The sequence below is a fragment of the Erwinia sp. QL-Z3 genome, assembly GCF_004551645.1.
Lineage (GTDB): Bacteria > Pseudomonadota > Gammaproteobacteria > Enterobacterales > Enterobacteriaceae > Erwinia > Erwinia billingiae.
Window position 1 is genome coordinate 2,837,581 of record NZ_CP037950.1, and the last position, 18,678, is coordinate 2,856,258.

Sequence of the window (18,678 nt, forward strand, 5' to 3'; positions counted from 1 at the left end):
CTCTACCACACCAACAGGTCACTAAACTTTAATTAAGATCAAATAAGTGCGATCTATATCAATTCTTAAAGCTGGCTAAGAAAAAGGTTTTTCGATTAAATTGCTCTGCATCAATACGGGCGTCTCAGGCAATATTAGAAAAACCCGTATCTGGTTAAATAAAATAAATCTGGCATCACAAATTCTTTACTTTCAGCAAGGTAAAACCGCAAGGCTTATCGCCATGATGATGCGGAAACCTGTGTGTTTAATTGGATTAAAATACTGGTACTGACCGGTATCACGGATACTCAGCCGTGCTTACCGCGTCATCACCCACGTGTGTGGAGCAAGGAGTCAAGATGTTTGATATTGTCGAACTATCGCGCTTACAGTTTGCTCTGACAGCCATGTACCATTTCCTGTTCGTCCCATTAACGCTCGGTATGGCGTTTTTGTTGGCGATCATGGAAACGGTCTATGTGCTTTCGGGCAAGCAAATCTATAAAGATATGACCAAGTTCTGGGGCAAGTTATTTGGCATTAACTTTGCGCTGGGCGTGGCAACCGGGCTGACCATGGAGTTCCAGTTCGGAACCAACTGGTCTTATTACTCTCACTATGTCGGGGATATCTTTGGCGCACCGTTGGCCATTGAAGGCCTGATGGCATTCTTCCTCGAATCCACCTTCGTCGGGCTGTTCTTCTTTGGCTGGGATCGCCTGGGCAAAGTTCAGCATATGGCCGTGACCTGGCTGGTGGCGTTGGGTTCAAACCTCTCCGCACTGTGGATCCTGGTGGCGAATGGCTGGATGCAGAATCCGGTCGCCTCCGAATTCAACTTCGAAACCATGCGTATGGAAATGGTCAGCTTCTCCGAGCTGATCTTAAACCCTGTCGCGCAGGTGAAGTTCGTGCACACCGTGGCTGCCGGCTATACCTGTGGCGCGATGTTCATCCTCGGTATCAGCGCCTACTATCTGCTGCGCGGACGCGACATCGCCTTTGCGAAACGCTCCTTTGCCATTGCCGCCAGTTTTGGTATGGCCGCCATTCTCTCGGTGATCGTGCTGGGTGATGAATCCGGTTATGAAATCGGTGACGTGCAGAAAACCAAACTCGCCGCGATTGAAGCCGAATGGGAAACGCAGCCGGCACCAGCCGCGTTCACGCTGTTTGGTATTCCCGATCAGGAAGCGCAGGAAAATAAATACGCCATTCAAATTCCGTGGGCGCTGGGGCTGATTGCTACCCGCTCGGTGGACAAGCAAGTCACCGGCCTGAAAGAGTTAATGGGTCAGCATGAAGTGCGTATCCGCAACGGGATGAAGGCCTACAGCCTGCTGGAGCAACTGCGTTCCGGGAATAAAGATCCTGCTGTGCGCACCGAATTCAACGATGTGAAGAAAGATCTGGGTTACGGGCTGCTGCTGAAGCGCTACACGCCAAACGTGGCGGATGCCAGCGAAGCGCAACTCCAACAGGCAACCAAAGACTCAATTCCACGCGTGGCTCCGCTGTACTTCTCCTTCCGTATCATGGTCGGCGCGGGCGTGCTGATGCTGCTGATTATCGGTGGATCCTTCTGGACAGTGATCCGTAACCGCATTGGTAAGAGTACTTTCCTGTTGAAATGCGCGTTGTACGGCATTCCGCTGCCGTGGCTTGCCATCGAATCGGGCTGGTTTGTCGCTGAATATGGTCGTCAGCCGTGGGCCATCGGTGAAGTGCTGCCAACCGCGGTCGCCAACTCCTCGCTGACCGTGGGCGATCTGCTGTTCTCGATGATCCTGATCTGCGGTCTGTATACGCTGTTCCTCGTGGCTGAAATGTATCTGATGTTCAAGTTTGCGCGCCTGGGGCCAAGCAGCCTGAAGACCGGACGCTATCACTTCGAACAGTCCAGTATTGCTGCGCGTGATGCTCAGACAGGAGTCCTGCAATGATCACTTATGAACTGCTGCGTTTCGTCTGGTGGGCACTGATTGGCGTGTTGCTGATTGGCTTCGCCGTTGCCGACGGATTCGATATGGGCGTGGGCATGCTGACCCGCATTCTTGGGCGCACCGATACTGAACGTCGCATTATGATCAACAGCATCGCGCCACACTGGGACGGTAACCAGGTCTGGCTGATCACCGCCGGTGGGGCGCTGTTTGCCGCCTGGCCAACGGTGTATGCCGCTGCGTTCTCCGGCTTCTACGTGGCGATGATTCTGGTGCTCGCTTCGCTGTTCTTCCGGCCAATCGGCTTTGACTACCGTTCCAAACTGGAAGATAACCGCTGGCGTGGCATGTGGGACTGGGCGATCTTTATCGGCAGCTTTGTGCCACCGTTAGTGATTGGCGTGGCCTTCGGCAATCTGCTGCAGGGCGTGCCGTTCCATATGGATGAGTATCTGCGCCTGTTCTATACCGGCAACTTCTTCCAGCTGCTGAATCCGTTTGCGCTGCTGGCCGGGATTGTCAGCCTGACCATGATCCTCACGCAGGGTGCGACCTATCTGCAGATGCGTACCGTCGGCGAGCTGCATGTGCGTTCACGCCTTGCTGCGCAGATCTCGGCATTGGTGATGGTGGTGTGCTTCGTACTGGCCGGCGTCTGGGTGATGCATGGTATCGACGGCTATGCCGTCACCAGCGTGCTGGATCACAACGCGGCTTCAAACCCATTGGGCAAAGAAGTGGTGCGTGAAGCGGGTGCCTGGATGGTCAACTTCAATAAGACACCGTTGCTGTGGATCATTCCCGCGCTGGGCGTTGTGCTGCCGCTGTTGACCATTCTGTGTTCGCGACTGGAGAAAGGGGCCTGGGCGTTTGTCTTCTCTTCCTTAACGCTGGCCTGTGTGATCCTCACTGCGGGTGTTGCCATGTTCCCGTTCATCATGCCGTCCAGCACGATGCCGAATATGAGCCTGACTATGTGGGACAGCACCTCCAGCCTGTTGACGCTGAAAATCATGACCGTTGCCGCCATTATCTTCGTGCCAATTATCCTGGCCTACACAACCTGGTGTTACTACAAAATGTTCGGTCGTCTGACCAAAGAGCAGATTGAAAACAACACCCATTCTCTCTATTAATTGAGGAGCTGAACAATGTGGTATTTTGCCTGGATCCTCGGCACCTTGCTGGCCTGCGCGTTCGGCATTATTACAGCGCTGGCAATTGAGCATATCGAAGACAGTGAAGTGAAAGAGAAACGCTGATGGGGCAGGGGATAACACGCCTCTATCAGTGGATGGATAAGAGCCCGTTACGGGCTCTTTCATTGCTGATGGCCTTGCTGCTGGCAGGCTGTATGTTCTGGGATCCCAAACGGTTCGCGGCGAACAGCAGCTCACTGGAAATCTGGCAGGGATTATTAATGATGTGGGCGGTGTGCACCGGGGTGATCCATGGGGTTGGTTTTCGGCCTCGTCGACTGCGCTGGCAGGCATTTTTCTCGCCTCTTCCTGCCTGGATCGTACTTATTTTTGGCCTGGCCTTCTTCTTTTCCTAAGCTTACTCAGGCGAAGTCTCACTTCGCCTGCCTTCCCTGACCGCCAAAACCGCCTTTTTCCTCAGATTACGTCAAGAAACGTCCAGGATTTGTCCGTATTTCCTCCGGCTTGTTTCCAAACAATAATTATTTTCTTTCCCCTCTGGCAACCCATTCCAAAGGCGTATGCTCTTGCGTATAGTAGCAGCGTTTAAAGCATTACCGGGATGTAGAGTGAGTACAACGCTGTTTCGATGGCCGGTTCGTGTCTACTACGAAGACACCGATGCCGGTGGTGTGGTTTACCATGCCAGCTATGTCGCGTTTTATGAACGGGCACGAACTGAGATGTTGCGCCAGCACCATTTCAACCAACAGGCTTTGCTGGAACAGCAGGTCGCGTTTGTCGTGCGTCGGATTACGGTCGATTACCTTGCGGCTGCCCGCCTTGACGATCTTCTCGAGGTGCAGTGTGAAGTGGTAAGTATGACCAGAACGACCATGACTTTCGCACAACGTATTGTGAATGCAGAAGGACGGACGCTGAACGAAGCGGAAGTGCTGATCGCCTGCATCAATCCACATCTAATGAAGCCCATTGCGCTTCCCAAGTCTATTGTCGCGGAGTTCAAGCAGTGACTGACATGAACATTCTTGATTTGTTCCTGAAGGCGAGCCTTCTGGTCAAACTTATCATGTTGATTTTGATTGGTTTTTCTATCGCCTCATGGGCAATCATTATTCAACGCACGCGCATCCTGAATGCCGCCGGGCGTGATGCTGATGCATTCGAAGACAAGTTTTGGTCGGGGATCGAACTGTCTCGCCTGTATCAGGAAAGCCAGGCCCGTCGTGACGAGCTCGGGGGCTCTGAACAAATTTTCTATTCGGGCTTTAAAGAGTTTGCCCGACTGCACCGTGCCAATAACCATGCGCCAGAAGCGGTGGTTGAAGGCGCAACGCGTGCGATGCGCATCTCGCTGAACCGTGAAATGGAAGCGCTGGAAAACCACATCCCCTTCCTGGGAACCGTGGGCTCCATCAGTCCTTATATCGGTCTGTTCGGTACCGTCTGGGGCATCATGCATGCCTTTATCGCGCTGGGCGCGGTGAAGCAGGCCACCTTGCAGATGGTTGCGCCGGGTATTGCAGAAGCGCTGATCGCCACGGCTATCGGTCTGTTTGCGGCGATCCCCGCCGTTATGGCTTACAACCGCCTTAATCAGCGCGTGAATAAGCTGGAACAGAATTACGATAACTTTATGGAAGAGTTCACGGCTATTCTGCATCGTCAGGCGTTCTCCAGCGAGAACACCAAGTAAGAGCTGAGGTTAGCATGGCCAGAACTCGTGGTCGCGGCGGTCGCCGTGAGATGAAGTCCGAGATCAACATTGTTCCACTGCTGGACGTTTTGCTGGTGCTGCTGCTGATTTTCATGGCAACCGCACCGATCATTACCCAGAGCGTGGAAGTGGATCTGCCGGATGCGACAGATTCAAAAACTGTTTCCAGTGACGATAATCCGCCAGTGATCGTAGAAGTGGCGGGCGTGGGACAGTACAGCCTGGTGGTCGATCACGATCGGATGGAGCAACTGCCACCTGAGCAGGTAGTCGCTGAAGCTCAGCGCCGTATTGAGGCGAATCCGAAGACGGTATTCCTGATCGGTGGGGCAAAAGATGTGCCTTACGACGAGATCATTAAGGCGCTCAACTTGCTGCATCAGGCAGGCGTTAAGTCTGTCGGATTAATGACGCAGCCGATTTAATTCATTCGAACCGTTTTTGGGAATCGAGAGTGTCGAAGGCAACCGAGCAAAACGATAAGTTAAAACGAGCGATTATCTTTTCAGTCATCCTGCATGTGCTTGTCATTGCGGTACTGATCTGGAGCTCTTTTGACGAACACATCGACGCGAGCAGCGGCGGTGGCGGTGGTGATATCGATGCCGTCATGGTCGATCCTGGTGCGATCGTTGATCAGTATAATCGGCAGCAGAATCAGCAAAGCGACAGTAAGCGGGCTGACAATCAGCGTAAGAAGCAGGCGCAACAGCAGGCTGAAGAGCTGCAACAGAAGCAGGCCGCTGAGCAGCAGCGTTTGAAAGAGCTGGAAAAAGAGCGTCTGCAAGCCCAGCAGGATGCGAAGCAGCAAGCGGCTGCGCAGGCTGCCCAGCAGAAGCAGGCTCAGGACGCGGCGAAGCAGGCACAGGAAGAGCAAAAGCAGGCTGAAATGGCCGCCGCTAAAGCGAAGTCCGATGCCAAAGCGCAGGCTGATGCTCAGGCTAAATCGGCCGCTGAAGCACAGAAAAAAGCGGAAGCAGAGGCCAAACAGGCGGCTGCCGATGCACAGAAAAAAGCCGAAGCCGAAGCCAAAAAAGTGGCAGCCGAAGCCAAAAAGCAGGCTGACGCTGAAGCCAAAGAAGCTGCCGCTGAAGCCGCCAAGGTAAAAGCGGCCGCCGATGCGAAGGCGAAAGCCACCGCAGACGCGAAGGCCAAAGCGGCGGAAGAGGCTAAAGAAGCGAAAGCTGCTGCCGCGAAAGAAGCCGCAGAAGCGAAAGAGAAAGCCGCTGAAGAGGCGAAAGCCAAAGCAGAGGCTTCTGCAAAAGCGAAAGCAGACGCCGCGGCGAAAGCCAAAGCCGCTGCCGACGCCAAGAAAAAAGCCGCCGCTGATGCCGCCAAAGACACCAGCGATGTTGACGATTTACTGGGAGGACTCAGCTCTGGCAAGAACGCGCCGAAGCAGGGTAAATCCGGTGGCGCTGCCGCAGGGCAGGGTAATCAGAAAAAAGCGGGCGCATCAGGGGCTGCAATTGATAGTTATATAGGCCAGGTTCAGGCGGCTATCCAGAGTAAGTTCTATGATTCGGACACGTTCAAAGGCAGGACGTGTGATATTCACATCAAGATCATGTCCGATGGCACCTTAGTTTCCGCCACTGCGGCTGGAGGCGATGCTGCACTGTGTCAGGCGGCAATTAATGCTGCCCGCATGGCAAGAATGCCTAAACCGCCGAGTGCGGAAGTTTATCAGGCAGTTAAAGATGCAACGTTAGAATTCAAGCCATAAGAATTCGGTAACATCCGGCAAGTTGAACTATGGTCAACTTGCCGTACTCTATAGATGCATTATTGGTTCGTTTGAACACTGCTAATTATCGTGGACGTTGCGTTCAGGTAAGGGAGAAAAGATGAAGCAGGCATTTCGTGTAGCAATGAGTTTTTTACTGCTGTTTGTCGCTGTAGCGCATGCAGAAGTTCGCATTGAAATTACCCAGGGTGTGAACACCGCGCGTCCAATTGGCGTGGTCCCATTCAAATGGGCCGGCCCGGGTGCCGCACCTGAAGATATCGGTGGCATCGTTGCCGCTGATTTACGCAACAGTGGTAAATTCAACCCGTTAGATCGTTCCCGTCTGCCTCAGCAGCCAACCACAGCACCTGAAGTTCAGCCTGCTGCCTGGACCGCGCTGGGTATCGATGCCGTGGTTGTCGGTCAGGTTCAGCCTGGCGCCGACGGCAGCTACCTGGTTTCTTACCAGCTGGTGGATACCTCGGGCAATCCGGGTGCCATTCTGGCTCAGAACCAGTATAAGGTGACCAAACAGTGGTTACGTTATGCGGCGCATACTGCCAGTGATGAAGCCTTTGAGAAGCTGACCGGCATTAAAGGGGCTTTCCGCACCCGTATTGCGTATGTCGTGCAGACCAACGGCGGTCAGTTCCCGTATGAACTGCGCGTCTCTGACTACGACGGTTACAACCAGAACACCGTGCACCGTTCACCACAGCCGCTGATGTCTCCGGCCTGGTCTAAAGACGGCAGCAAGCTGGCTTACGTGACTTTCGAAAGCGGTAAATCAGCCCTGGTTGTGCAGACTCTGGCGAACGGCGCGATCAAACAGGTTGCTTCCTTCCCGCGTCACAACGGTGCACCGGCCTTCTCCCCAGACGGGACGAAGTTAGCCTTTGCGCTGTCCAAGACCGGTAGCCTGAATCTGTACGTGATGGACCTGGCGTCAGGCCAGATCAATCAGCTGACAGACGGTCGTTATAACAGTACTGAACCCACCTGGTTCCCGGACAGCCAGAGCCTGGCTTACACCTCGGATCAGGCAGGTCGTCCACAAATTTATAAAATCAGTGCAAGTGGCGGTACCGCACAGCGTCTGACCTGGGAAGGCGGACAGAATCAGGATGCGGACGTGAGCTCTGATGGTAAATCACTGGTGATGATTAGCACAAACGGCGGTGCTCAACACGTCGCCAGACAAGATCTGGAAACGGGAGCCGTTCAACAATTAACGGACACGTTCCTGGATGAAACGCCAAGCCTCGCACCAAATGGCACCATGGTAATCTACAGCTCTACTCAGGGTATGGGATCCGTATTGCAGTTGGTTTCGACTGATGGGCGTTTCAAAGCGCGTCTTCCGGCAACTGATGGACAGGTAAAATTCCCTGCCTGGTCGCCGTATCTGTGATGCATATGTAAATATGTATGGCTAACAATAATAGGATTGTAGAAATGCAACTGAACAAAGTGCTGAAAGGCTTAATGCTGGCACTGCCAGTAATCGCAGTGGCTGCTTGTAGCTCACACAAAAACAATAACAACGACCAGACCAACGGTATGGGCGATGGCGCTAACGCTAATAGCGGCATGAACAGCGGCAACATGTCATCTGATGAGCAGGCTCGCCTGCAGATGCAGGAACTGCAGAAAAACAACATCGTTTACTTCGGCCTGGACAAGTATGACATCCAGTCTGAGTTCGCACAGATGCTGGATGCTCACGCTAACTTCCTGCGTAGCAACCCATCTTACAAAGTGACTGTTGAAGGTCATGCGGATGAGCGCGGTACACCAGAGTACAACATCGCCCTGGGCGAACGTCGTGCTACTGCTGTTAAAATGTACCTGCAGGGTAAAGGTGTTTCTGCTGACCAGATCTCTATCGTTTCTTACGGTAAAGAGAAGCCAGCTGTACTGGGTCATGACGAATCAGCGTATGCTAAAAACCGTCGTGCCGTACTGGTATACTAAGAGAATCACATGATTAGTAACTTCAGACTTCACGTGTTGGGTCTGTCGTTACTGGTTGGCGTAGCGGCCCCCTGGGCCGCTAATGCCCAGGCGTCAATCAGTAACGTTGGCTCAGGCTCGGTCGAAGACCGTGTCACAACTCTTGAGCGTATCTCCAATGCTCAGGCGCAACTTCTTCAGCAACTTCAGCAACAGCTCTCCGACTCACAGCGCGATGTCGACTCACTCCGTGGTCAGATTCAAGAAAATCAGTACCAAATGAATCAGATGACCGAGCGTCAGAAAAGCATGTACCAGCAGATTGATACGCTAAGCAATGGCGGTGGCAATGCCAACGCACAGGCTCAGGGTGCTTCTGGTGATGCCGCCGCTGCTGCCGGTGGTGCTGCAGCCGATAATGCCGCAAACGGCAACAGCGCAGCGTCAGGGGCCTCTGCGGCACCTGTGCAAAGCGGGGATGCCAACACTGATTACAATGCTGCGGTCGCGCTGGTTCTTGAAAAGAAACAGAACGAACAGGCAATCAGTGCATTTCAGGCTTTTGTGAAGAAATATCCGGATTCCACTTATCAGCCCAATGCCAATTACTGGTTGGGACAGTTGAATTACAACAAAGGCAAGAAAGACGACGCGGCGTATTATTTCGCTACTGTGGTCAAAAACTACCCGAAATCACCAAAGAGTCCTGATGCGTTGTATAAGGTTGGTGTGATCATGCAGGAGAAGGGCGACACGGCGAAAGCCAAAGCCGTTTACCAGCAAGTGTCCAAACTTTATCCAAACAGTGATGCATCGAAAAATGCCGCAAAACGGGCAGCTGCGCTCTAAGTGACCAGCTTTGACCGGATATTGCCGTATTTCTGGTCTTTGCGGACGAAAGGTAGTCAGTTGAACAAGTTATCTGAAAATAGTGGTTGCGCTGAATCGGTAAATCAGTAATATATGCCGCCGTTGCAGGGACATATGTGAAAACGTTCTGGCAGCGCAAAAGTGGGTCGTTAGCTCAGTTGGTAGAGCAGTTGACTTTTAATCAATTGGTCGCAGGTTCGAATCCTGCACGACCCACCACTTTCAAAGTAGTACCAAGTGTTAAGCGTGAAGGATTTGAACCTGCAGCAGGTTCGAGTTGAGCGAAGCGAAACAACGTTGCAATAAGCAACGGGCCGAGAGGCCGAGGCGTAGCCGAGTTATCCTGCACGACCCACCACTTTAAAGCAGTATGCAGTACAAAGCAGTAACCGCTCGATGCGGGTCGTTAGCTCAGTTGGTAGAGCAGTTGACTTTTAATCAATTGGTCGCAGGTTCGAATCCTGCACGACCCACCATTAAGCCTTAATAGCGCAAGTGTTTAAGCAGGCATCGAAGTGAAGTGTTACCGCGAAAGCGGGTCGTTAGCTCAGTTGGTAGAGCAGTTGACTTTTAATCAATTGGTCGCAGGTTCGAATCCTGCACGACCCACCAGTGTTAAGAAGGCGCCCTAAAGGCGCCTTTTTGCTATCTGCGATTCGTGTAGGATTTGAACCTGCATCCTGCATGACTCACCAATGTTAAGAAGGCGCCCTAAAGGCGCCTTTTTGCTATCTGCGATTTATAAAATGTAGGTTGAAGGGCTGGTTGCCTGCGTGGCCCGGTATCCCGGTCAGGGAGAGAAGGTTGAACGCAAAGTCGCCGTGAACCCATCCCTGGGGGCTCAGCGGCGACATCCCTGTCGCCGATGCTTTGCTTATCAACCTTCTCTCCCTTCCCCTAAGCTTCAGTATCGAATGGTTAATTGTGGACACACAGGTCAAAGCCCTATTCGATGCTTGCCTTTCAAACGAGCTTCCACCGAGCCTCATCAACGCGATCGCACTTCACTCAGCCTTTGACCTGTGTATCCACCAACCTACCCATCGACACCAATTCTATGAGGTGGCGGCATAGAGTGCCTTAGCCGAGTGTCTGCGGCAGGGATGCCGCAGCCAAGCCTCCAGGGATGGATTTACGGCGTCTCGGATAAGGCACTCTATGCTGACGCCATACCCCCGAACCCGGTTTTGACCTGAATCCCTTTAGCCCTCAACCCTTCCCCGGCGCAAGATTCTTCCAGATATGCATCACGGCATAACTTCGCCACGGGCGCCAGGCTTGAGATAATCGCTCGGCTTCCTTCGCCGTTACGCTACCCAGATTCTTTCTGACCACCACATCTCCGGCAGGGAATGCGTCAGGCCAACGCAGCGCCCGCATCGCAATATAATGCGCGGTCCACTCTCCTATGCCCGGCTGAGCCACCAATGATGCGATTGCGCGATCCGGATCGGTGCCTGCATCCAACCTCAGCTCACCTTGATCGTAGGCTTGTGCAATGGCTATCAGCGTCCGTGAACGCGCGCTGACGATGCCGAGGCTCGCCACCTCATCCAACGTCGCCACTGCTATCCTCGCGGCCTGTGGTGACAGCTGAGTAAGCTCAGGGAAGGGCGTGTTGATCGCCTCGCCAAAGGCCTCTGCAAAACGACCACCAATCGTGGTGGCAGCTTTCACGGTGATCTGCTGACCGAGAATGGCCCTGACCACCATTTCAAAACCATCAAACGCGCCAGGTACCCGCAATCCCGCATCTTTCGTCAGACTGTCCCGCAACAGCGGATCCTGCTCAAGATGGGCGGCAATCAGATCGGGATGGGCATCGAGATCAAAAAGATTCTTCAACCGACGCAACAGCGCAGGTAACACCGGCGTCAGCGAATGGGTAAACTCGACCTGTAATCCGTGCTTCTTGTCAGACTGTGTGACACGAACCCATCCGGTATGCTCGCCCAGACGCACGGTACGCGCATAACTTTGATTATCCACACTCTCCACGCCTTTAATGGCACGAAGCCGCAGAAAGGCTAACAGGGCGGTCCAGTTGAATGGCGGACGATAGCTCAACAACAGCGTCGAGGTCTCACTGCTGATAAAATGCCCCGTTTCGCTGGCTTCTTTGCGTAACCGGCTCGGCGGCATTCGATACTGACGGCTGAACACCTCGTTGAAGCGACGCAAACTGGCAAATCCACTGGCATATGCCACCTCAGTGACCGGCAGCGTGGTTTCGGTCAATAGCTGCTTTGCCAGCAGCAATCGACGGGTCTGCCTGAGCTCAAGCGGCGAAACGCCCAACTCTTTTTGCACAATGCGCCGCAACTGACGTGAACTGAGCGAAAACTGCGCCGCAATCTCTTCCAGACTGTCGATATCCTCAACCAATCCTTCTTCAATCCGCTGGATCAGCAAATCGGCAATCCGGTGACTGCTGTCTACCGGCGCATTCCCCGGCGCCAGTTCCGGACGACAGCGCAGGCAAGGGCGAAAGGCGGCCTTTTCTGCCGCTTCAGCACTGTCAAAAAACAGACAATTCACCTCATGCGGCGGCTTAACCGGACAGACAGGCCGGCAATAAATGCCGGTAGACGTCACGCCGACATAAAACACCCCATCAAAACGCACATCCCGGGAGGTCAGTGCCCGGTAAGCAACCTGTTTATCAATCATCATCATTCCCGACTCGCTGGCTTTTATGCCAGGTTAAGGGCAATTTGTTGCCCTCGCTAGCCGTTTTCGGACAGCTAACGTATTTCAACCTGATGTCCGAAAACGGCTAGCGTAGCGTTTCTTCTCACGGATAATAGACGTAATCTCAGCAAAACATCGTGATACAGGAAGAAGACTGATGAGCTATTTCTGCAAAGTAATGCCTTCACCCGTGGGCGCCCTGACGCTGATTGCCAGCGATCTCGGCCTGACGGCGATCCTCTGGCAGGATGACAACCCAAATCGCGTGCGCTTACCGGATATGCAGGAAAATCCGGCGCATCCGGTGCTGGTGGAAACCGAGCGTCAGCTGAATGAGTATTTTGCCGGGACGCGCACCACCTTCACCATGACGCTGGATTTTGTCGGTACCGAATTTCAGAAAAAAGTCTGGCAGGCGCTGGTGGCCATTCCGTTTGGGGAAACGCGCAGCTATGCCGATATCGCCCGCGAAATTGGTAACCCGAAGGCGGTCAGAGCGGTCGGCGCGGCCAACGGTAAAAATCCAATCTCGATTATTGCTCCCTGTCATCGCGTGATTGGATCGAATGGCAAACTGACCGGATTTGCCGGTGGTCTGGAGGTCAAAGCCTTCCTGCTGAAGATTGAAACGGCGAAGCAGGGCGAGGCAGAATTCACCCTGAAGTGATCGGGCTCACATCCTGAGATCTCAGCGAAAAACTGAGCGACACCGGCGACTATTTCGGCTATCGTGTTTAGCATATAAAACAAACCGACCACAGGTCGGCGCGGAAAGGCCAATTTCCGCTAATTTGGTTAAGTTAAAGAAACGAGAGCCGCGATATGAGCCTGATGTTCGATCCTGAAACCGCTGTGTATCCCTTCCCGCCGAAACCTGCCCGCCTTACCCAGGATGAAAAGCAGATTTACCGTGAGAAAATCAAACGGTTACTTAAAGAACGCAACGCCGTGATGGTTGCCCATTACTATACCGATCCTGAAATTCAGGCGCTGGCAGAAGAGACCGGCGGTTGCGTCGCCGATTCGCTGGAAATGGCCCGCTTTGGCAGCCAGCACTCCGCCAGCACCTTGCTGGTGGCGGGCGTACGGTTTATGGGCGAGACGGCCAAGATCCTCAGCCCGGAAAAAACCATCCTGATGCCAACCCTTCAGGCGGAATGTTCCCTCGATCTCGGCTGCCCGATCGACGAATTCAACCGCTTCTGCGACCAGCATCCCGACCGCACCGTGGTGGTGTATGCCAACACCTCCGCAGCAGTCAAGGCTCGCGCTGACTGGGTGGTCACCTCAAGCATTGCCGTAGAACTGATTGAACATCTTGATAGCCTGGGTGAGAAAATCATCTGGGCACCGGATCGTCACCTTGGCCAGTACGTTACCCGCCAAACCGGGGCCGATATCCTGTGCTGGCAGGGCGCATGTATTGTCCATGACGAGTTCAAAACTCAGGCGTTGCAACGCATGAAGGCACTTTATCCGGACGCGGCGGTGCTGGTTCACCCGGAATCTCCGCAGGCGATTGTGGATCTGGCGGATGCGGTCGGCTCGACCAGCCAGCTGATCCAGGCAGCCAAAACCCTGCCTAACCCACAGATGATTGTGGCGACCGATCGCGGCATCTTTTATAAAATGCAGCAGGCTTGCCCGGACAAAGAACTGCTGGAAGCGCCAACAGCGGGCGAGGGCGCAACCTGCCGCACCTGTGCAAACTGTCCGTGGATGGCGATGAATGGCCTGAAGGCGATTGCCGATGGCCTGGAACATGGCGGCAGCCAGCATGAAATTCATGTCGATGCGGCGCTACGTGAAGGCGCGTTGATCTCGTTGAACCGTATGCTAACCTTTGCAGCAAGTTTAAAAGGCTAATCGTTGCTTTTCTGCTGAGGACACAGGTGCCAATATGGATTTTTTTAGCACGCATAATATTCTGGTTCACATCCCCCTTGGGACCGGTGGTTACGATCTTTCGTGGATTGAAGCCATTGGTACCGTGGCGGGCCTGCTTTGTATCTGGCTTGCCAGTCTTGAGAAAATCAGTAACTACGCCTTTGGCCTGATTAACGTCACGCTGTTTGCGGTTATTTTCTTCCAGATCCAACTCTACGCCAGCCTGCTGTTGCAGCTGTTCTTCTTTGTCGCCAACATCTACGGCTGGTATGCGTGGAGCAGGCAAACCACGGATAACCAGCAGGCGCTGCAAATCCGCTGGATGACCTTGCCGAAAGCCATTGGCTGGCTGCTGGTGTGCGTGGTAGCGATTGGCCTGATGACGCTGTACATCAATCCGGTCTTTGCCTGGCTGACGAAAATTGCGGTGACGGTAATGCAGGGCGTGGGCCTGTCGGTCGCCATGCCGGAATTGCAGCCCGATGCGTTCCCGTTCTGGGACTCCTGCCTGATGGTGTTGTCGATTGTGGCGATGATCCTGATGACGCGGAAATACGTCGAGAACTGGCTGCTGTGGGTGATTATTAACGTGATTAGCGTGATGATCTTCGCGCGCCAGGGCGTTTACGCCATGTCGCTGGAATATGCCATCCTCACGCTGATTGCCCTGAACGGTTGCTGGCTGTGGATTAAAAGCGCCCGCGAACAGGGTTCACGCGCGCTTTCGTCTTAGTGATGATGGTGGGCATGCTCATGCCCACCATTTCCCCAACTCAGTTCACAGTCGCCATCATCACAACTCTGATATTCCATCTGCACCGTCGCATGTTCAATCTGATAATGGTCATGCAGCCAGTCGTGGATGCGGTGCAGTAATGCATCGTGGTCGTAAGGCGGGATGACGTGAACGTGCAGCGTCATCACCGGCTTCTCACCTACCTGCCACAAATGAATATGATGCACATTGCGGATCTCCGGGATGCCTTGCGTCAGCGCCCGCTTCAATTTGTCGACATCCAGTGAAGGAGGCGCGCCTTCCAGCAACTCATGAATACTCTCTTTCATCAGCGCCCAGGCACTGCGTAACACCAGCACCGAAACCAGAATCGACAGGATCGGGTCAATCGGCGTCCAGCCGGTATAAATGATGATTAATGCTGCGGCGATGGCGCCGACGGAACCCAGCAAATCCCCCAACACATGCAGCGCCGCAGCGCGCACGTTGAGGTTCTTTTCCTCACTGCCACGATGCAACAGCCAGAAAGAGAGCAGATTCGCCAGCAGTCCCGCCACGGCAACGGTCAGCATAAAACCGCCCGCCACGGGTTCCGGATGACGGAAACGAACGATCGCTTCCCAGACGATCAACACGGTGATCACCACCAGCGCGATGGCGTTGACGAAAGCCGCGAGGGTGGTCAGACGAAGCAGGCCAAAGGTGTGGCGAGCATTGGGTTTGCGTTGGGCAAACTGTACCGCAAGCAGGGCCATCAGCAGAGCGGCCGCATCGGTAAGCATATGCCCGGCATCCGCCAACAGCGCCAGCGAGCCAGAGAGTATGCCGCCGGCCACTTCAGCCACCATAAAGACGGCGGTAACGAGAAAGGCTGCCAGCAGGCGGGTACGGTTTCCCGTGCCTTCAGAATGGGTGTGCGCCATAAGATTCCAGTTCAGTGAGTAAACTTTCTGTTAATGATATCAATAAATTCAGTTCGGTAGCAGGCTGTTGCTGTGCCCGGCACTGCCCGATAATGTGCTGGCAGCGATTTTCACCCTCGGCATAGCCTAGCATTTGCCAGCTTCCCTTCAGACGATGGGCGGCTTTTTCGGCCTTTTCCCAATCTTGTTCCTTCAGCGCGGTGACCAGCCTGGTGCTGTCTTCTCGTAGGGTCTGCTGCAGCGTTTTCTGCAATTTGCTGAAAAAGGCGTGGTCATGACCGGCCAGATCCCACAGTCGCTGGTGCAGATCGGCAAAAACGGCCTCGGTGCCCGCGGTCAGCAGCGGCTCAATTTCGTTCAGGGTTACAGGTTTCAGCAACACCTTATCGGTCAGCGCCGCCACCTGTGGGCTGGCCAGGATATCGGCATCGGCCGAACACATCACAATGCGGCAGCGTCGGGCGGTGTGACGCTCACCACGACGGATGATTTTCGCCAGCGTCACGCCATCCGGATGCGGCATGCTGTAGTCAATAAACAGCAGGTCATACACGCCGCCCGCGGCGAGAAAAGCCCGGCCATCAGGATAGCAGTCGGCTTCAATGCCAAACCAGGCCAGCTGCTGCTGCATCACCAGCAGATTGGTGGGATGATCGTCGACCACCGCAACGCGCTGCACGTTTGGCGTTCCACCCGGCGAGCGCACGGGTGCCGGTTCATTCATGGCAGCATCGCTGGTGACGATCTGCAAAGGCAGAAACACCGTCAGCGTGGTCCCTTGATGCGGCGTGGAGGCCAGCAGGATCTCTCCGCCCATCCTGGCGACGATCTCTTTGCAAATCGACAGGCCAAGACCGCTACCCTGCACGGAAAGCTGGCGGCCCGATGGCGTCTGATACCAGGGCTCGAAGAGCCTGATCTGCTCCTCTGGCGGAATGCCGCTGCCGCTGTCGATCACCTGTAAACGCAGGCGATCGTTTTCCGTCGCCAGGGTGACGCGAATCTCACCCTGGCGGGTAAATTTGATCGCATTGCTGATCAGGTTATTGGCAATCTGCTGCAGCCGTTGCCCATCAATCATGATCAGCGCAGGTAACGGCGGGAGGGTTTCGACGCGGAACAGCGGCCCGTTATTTCGCATCAACGGGTGATAAAAATCTGCCAGTCGGCTGAGCCATTTGGCCGGATCGAGCGGCTGCGGCACCAGAGTAAAACTGTTGCTCTCCAGCTTGGCGTGATCCTGCAGATCGTTCAGCAAGGTCAGCAGCGTGGAGGCGCTGCTGGGGATCACGTTGAGGTTTTTGCTGGCAGGCGTGCGGGACACTTCCACTTCCAGCAGGCCCAGAATCGCCTGCATCGGCGTGCGCAGCTCGTGGCTGACGGTGGCCAGAAACTGGCTTTTCATCTGATTGGCCCGCTCGGCCTCTTCGCGCTCCAGCTCCAGCTGGCGGCGCTGCAGCCGTTCGCGGCGCTGTTCCAGATAACGTCGAATCAACAGCACCAGTAAAAAGACAATGGCAAATAACGCGGCGATCAGCACAAATAACGAGATCGGCCGCATGCTGTTTTCAGCGCCTTCTGAAAGCACCGAGCTGTTGTTGCTCCAGGTCTCTCTCATCCGTTGCTGCGTATCGGCGGGGATTTGCTGCAGGCTGGTGTTGAGCAGGGTTCTTAACAGCGGGAACGCCGGGCTGACGCCCAATGTGATGGGCCAGGCGGTGTCGCTGGCGGCAAAGGCCAGGCGTAATGCGTCGCTATAGCGGGACTGAATCAGCCAGCGGGCCGAAATGACATTGTCTACCAGCGCATCGATCTGTCCATTAGCCAGCGCGTCATACAGCGTTTTGCTGTCCTCAAACGGCACGACAGTGATGCCTGCGGGTATCAGCCCGCGCGCGATATCACCGCGACGGATGCCGACTTTCAGGCCCTGAAGCTGCTGCCAGCCGGTCGCCGGGCGCGACATCTGCCCAACGTAGACGCCCCAAAGCGCACGCCAGATTGGCAGCGTATTGCTGCGCATCGCATCGTCGCCGGTCAGGGGCAGCGTCAACTGAATCATCGCCCGTCCCTGATCGACCAGCGCCTGCGCCTGTTGCGCATTGCTCACCCACCAGGGCTGAAAACGCAGCCCGGTGTTCTGACCGATAATATTCAGCAGCTCGACGCTGTAGCCACTCGGTTGACCGTTGGCCGCCCGGTAACTCCAGGGATAGTCATCGCCGATCGCCGCATAGGTTACAACCGGATGTTGCGTGATCCAGCTGCGCTCCATCGGGGTTAAGTGGGCAGTATTGGTGTCCTGATAACGCGGTAACTGGCTGCTCCAGCGGCCCTGAATGCCGTTAATCACCTCCATCGGGAGCTGGCGGATGGCCATGTCCAGCCGTTCGGTTAACGCCGGCTGGGTGGTAATGGCCTGCAGACGCAGTTCACCCGGATCGAGCGGCGAGGCCAGTTGATAAATTTGCCCCTGTTGCAGCTGATTGAGCAAAAAACCGGCGCTGGTCTCATCGGCGACCACATAATCACTTTTATTATTCAGCAAGGCATACAGCGCCTGCAGATCGTTATCCACCACCTGCCAGTGATGCTGGCGGGCAAATGCCGGATCGATCAGCGCAATGGCCGATTTGCTGATGGTGATTTGGGCATCGGTGGAATTGAACATCACCGGCCGCAGATTTTCGCGGCTGCGGTAAATGCGCAGGGGGCTGGTAAACCAGGGCTGGGTGGCGCTCATTCCCTTTTCCAGCGTTTGCTGAGGCACGCCAAAAGCGATATCCAGCTTGCCTTCTAGCAGAGCCTGCTGCAAGGCCTGCCAGTCCGGGTAATCCGCAACCTGAAACTTCAGACCGGTGGTTTGCGTCAGCGCCACCAGATAGTCAGCATTGATGCCATAGAGATCCTGGCCAACCACCATATTCCACGGCGTGCTGTTATCGCGCAGGATGCCCACGCGTAATGGCTTATCCTGCCACTTCGACGACTGATCCAGCGGCATCATCTCCTGCGGCATCAACACGCTGCTGATCGGCCGCAACGCGGCGGCAACCGGCAGGCACAGCAACAGCATAACAGCCAGCA

General features: G+C 54.7%; 17 protein-coding genes, 3 tRNA genes and 1 other RNA gene. 18 read left to right on the forward strand and 3 right to left on the reverse strand.

Going from position 1 to position 18,678, the window contains the following annotated elements:
* Positions 1 to 341: 341 nt before the first annotated feature.
* From cydA to E2F51_RS13855, 15 genes are all read left to right on the forward strand, one after another.
* Positions 342 to 1,925, forward strand: a complete 1,584-nt coding sequence (gene cydA / locus E2F51_RS13785) for a cytochrome ubiquinol oxidase subunit I (RefSeq protein WP_134823720.1) — start codon at positions 342 to 344, stop codon at positions 1,923 to 1,925.
* Positions 1,922 to 3,061: a cytochrome d ubiquinol oxidase subunit II gene (cydB, locus tag E2F51_RS13790; protein WP_134823721.1), complete on the forward strand. Its 1,140-nt coding sequence runs from the start codon at positions 1,922 to 1,924 to the stop codon at positions 3,059 to 3,061. The genes cydA and cydB overlap by 4 nt, the downstream gene beginning before the upstream one ends.
* 15 nt (positions 3,062 to 3,076) lie before the next feature.
* A complete protein-coding gene (gene cydX / locus E2F51_RS13795) occupies positions 3,077 to 3,187 on the forward strand; it encodes a cytochrome bd-I oxidase subunit CydX (protein WP_065762065.1) in 111 nt (36 codons plus the stop codon).
* Positions 3,187 to 3,480, forward strand: a complete 294-nt coding sequence (ybgE, locus tag E2F51_RS13800; RefSeq protein WP_013201330.1) for a cyd operon protein YbgE — start codon at positions 3,187 to 3,189, stop codon at positions 3,478 to 3,480. The genes cydX and ybgE overlap by 1 nt, the downstream gene beginning before the upstream one ends.
* Before the next feature lie 213 nt (positions 3,481 to 3,693).
* A complete protein-coding gene (gene ybgC / locus E2F51_RS13805) occupies positions 3,694 to 4,098 on the forward strand; it encodes a tol-pal system-associated acyl-CoA thioesterase (protein ID WP_013201331.1) in 405 nt (134 codons plus the stop codon).
* A gap of 5 nt (positions 4,099 to 4,103) precedes the next feature.
* Positions 4,104 to 4,781 carry a Tol-Pal system protein TolQ gene (gene tolQ / locus E2F51_RS13810; protein ID WP_013201332.1) on the forward strand — a complete coding sequence of 226 codons (678 nt, stop codon included), beginning with the start codon at positions 4,104 to 4,106 and terminating at the stop codon, positions 4,779 to 4,781.
* A 14-nt stretch (positions 4,782 to 4,795) separates the two neighbouring features.
* Positions 4,796 to 5,227, forward strand: coding sequence for a colicin uptake protein TolR (gene tolR / locus E2F51_RS13815; protein WP_013201333.1), 432 nt, complete (start codon positions 4,796 to 4,798; stop codon positions 5,225 to 5,227).
* 29 nt (positions 5,228 to 5,256) lie between these two features.
* Positions 5,257 to 6,528, forward strand: coding sequence for a cell envelope integrity protein TolA (gene tolA, locus E2F51_RS13820; RefSeq protein ID WP_134823722.1), 1,272 nt, complete (start codon positions 5,257 to 5,259; stop codon positions 6,526 to 6,528).
* Between the two features lie 121 nt (positions 6,529 to 6,649).
* Positions 6,650 to 7,942 (forward strand): Tol-Pal system beta propeller repeat protein TolB, encoded by a 1,293-nt coding sequence (gene tolB, locus E2F51_RS13825; RefSeq protein ID WP_134823723.1) that lies wholly within the window; start codon positions 6,650 to 6,652, stop codon positions 7,940 to 7,942.
* A 44-nt stretch (positions 7,943 to 7,986) separates the two neighbouring features.
* Complete coding sequence (gene pal, locus E2F51_RS13830; protein WP_013201336.1) at positions 7,987 to 8,505, forward strand: peptidoglycan-associated lipoprotein Pal; 519 nt, start codon at positions 7,987 to 7,989, stop codon at positions 8,503 to 8,505.
* Between the two features lie 9 nt (positions 8,506 to 8,514).
* Positions 8,515 to 9,333 carry a cell division protein CpoB gene (gene cpoB, locus E2F51_RS13835; RefSeq protein ID WP_134823724.1) on the forward strand — a complete coding sequence of 273 codons (819 nt, stop codon included), beginning with the start codon at positions 8,515 to 8,517 and terminating at the stop codon, positions 9,331 to 9,333.
* Positions 9,334 to 9,497: 164 nt separating this feature from the next.
* Positions 9,498 to 9,573, forward strand: a tRNA-Lys gene (locus E2F51_RS13840).
* A gap of 13 nt (positions 9,574 to 9,586) precedes the next feature.
* Positions 9,587 to 9,712: non-coding RNA, RtT sRNA (locus tag E2F51_RS13845), on the forward strand.
* Positions 9,713 to 9,754: 42 nt separating this feature from the next.
* A tRNA-Lys gene (locus E2F51_RS13850) sits at positions 9,755 to 9,830 on the forward strand.
* A 60-nt stretch (positions 9,831 to 9,890) separates the two neighbouring features.
* Positions 9,891 to 9,966 (forward strand) — tRNA-Lys (locus tag E2F51_RS13855).
* 597 nt (positions 9,967 to 10,563) lie between these two features.
* Here the strand turns inward: E2F51_RS13855 and E2F51_RS13860 are convergent.
* The gene (locus E2F51_RS13860) at positions 10,564 to 12,024 is read right to left on the reverse strand and encodes a DNA-3-methyladenine glycosylase 2 (protein WP_134824870.1); all 1,461 of its coding nucleotides are present in this window, start codon (positions 12,022 to 12,024) and stop codon (positions 10,564 to 10,566) included.
* Between the two features lie 178 nt (positions 12,025 to 12,202).
* Here E2F51_RS13860 and E2F51_RS13865 point away from each other — a divergent pair, with 178 nt between their 5' ends.
* The 3 genes from E2F51_RS13865 (at position 12,203) to pnuC (ending at position 14,665) form a co-directional block, all read left to right on the forward strand.
* Positions 12,203 to 12,712 (forward strand): methylated-DNA--[protein]-cysteine S-methyltransferase, encoded by a 510-nt coding sequence (locus E2F51_RS13865; RefSeq protein WP_105759470.1) that lies wholly within the window; start codon positions 12,203 to 12,205, stop codon positions 12,710 to 12,712.
* A gap of 155 nt (positions 12,713 to 12,867) precedes the next feature.
* The gene (gene nadA, locus E2F51_RS13870) at positions 12,868 to 13,911 is read left to right on the forward strand and encodes a quinolinate synthase NadA (protein ID WP_134823725.1); all 1,044 of its coding nucleotides are present in this window, start codon (positions 12,868 to 12,870) and stop codon (positions 13,909 to 13,911) included.
* Positions 13,912 to 13,945: 34 nt separating this feature from the next.
* The gene (gene pnuC, locus E2F51_RS13875) at positions 13,946 to 14,665 is read left to right on the forward strand and encodes a nicotinamide riboside transporter PnuC (protein ID WP_013201341.1); all 720 of its coding nucleotides are present in this window, start codon (positions 13,946 to 13,948) and stop codon (positions 14,663 to 14,665) included.
* Here the strand turns inward: pnuC and zitB are convergent.
* Both zitB and E2F51_RS13885 read right to left on the reverse strand, forming a co-directional pair.
* Positions 14,662 to 15,591 carry a CDF family zinc transporter ZitB gene (gene zitB / locus E2F51_RS13880; protein ID WP_134823726.1) on the reverse strand — a complete coding sequence of 310 codons (930 nt, stop codon included), beginning with the start codon at positions 15,589 to 15,591 and terminating at the stop codon, positions 14,662 to 14,664. The genes pnuC and zitB overlap by 4 nt on opposite strands.
* Positions 15,572 to 18,667, reverse strand: coding sequence for an ATP-binding protein (locus tag E2F51_RS13885; protein WP_371732185.1), 3,096 nt, complete (start codon positions 18,665 to 18,667; stop codon positions 15,572 to 15,574). Before E2F51_RS13885 ends, zitB begins: the two co-directional genes overlap by 20 nt.
* Between the last annotated feature and the right edge of the window lie 11 nt (positions 18,668 to 18,678).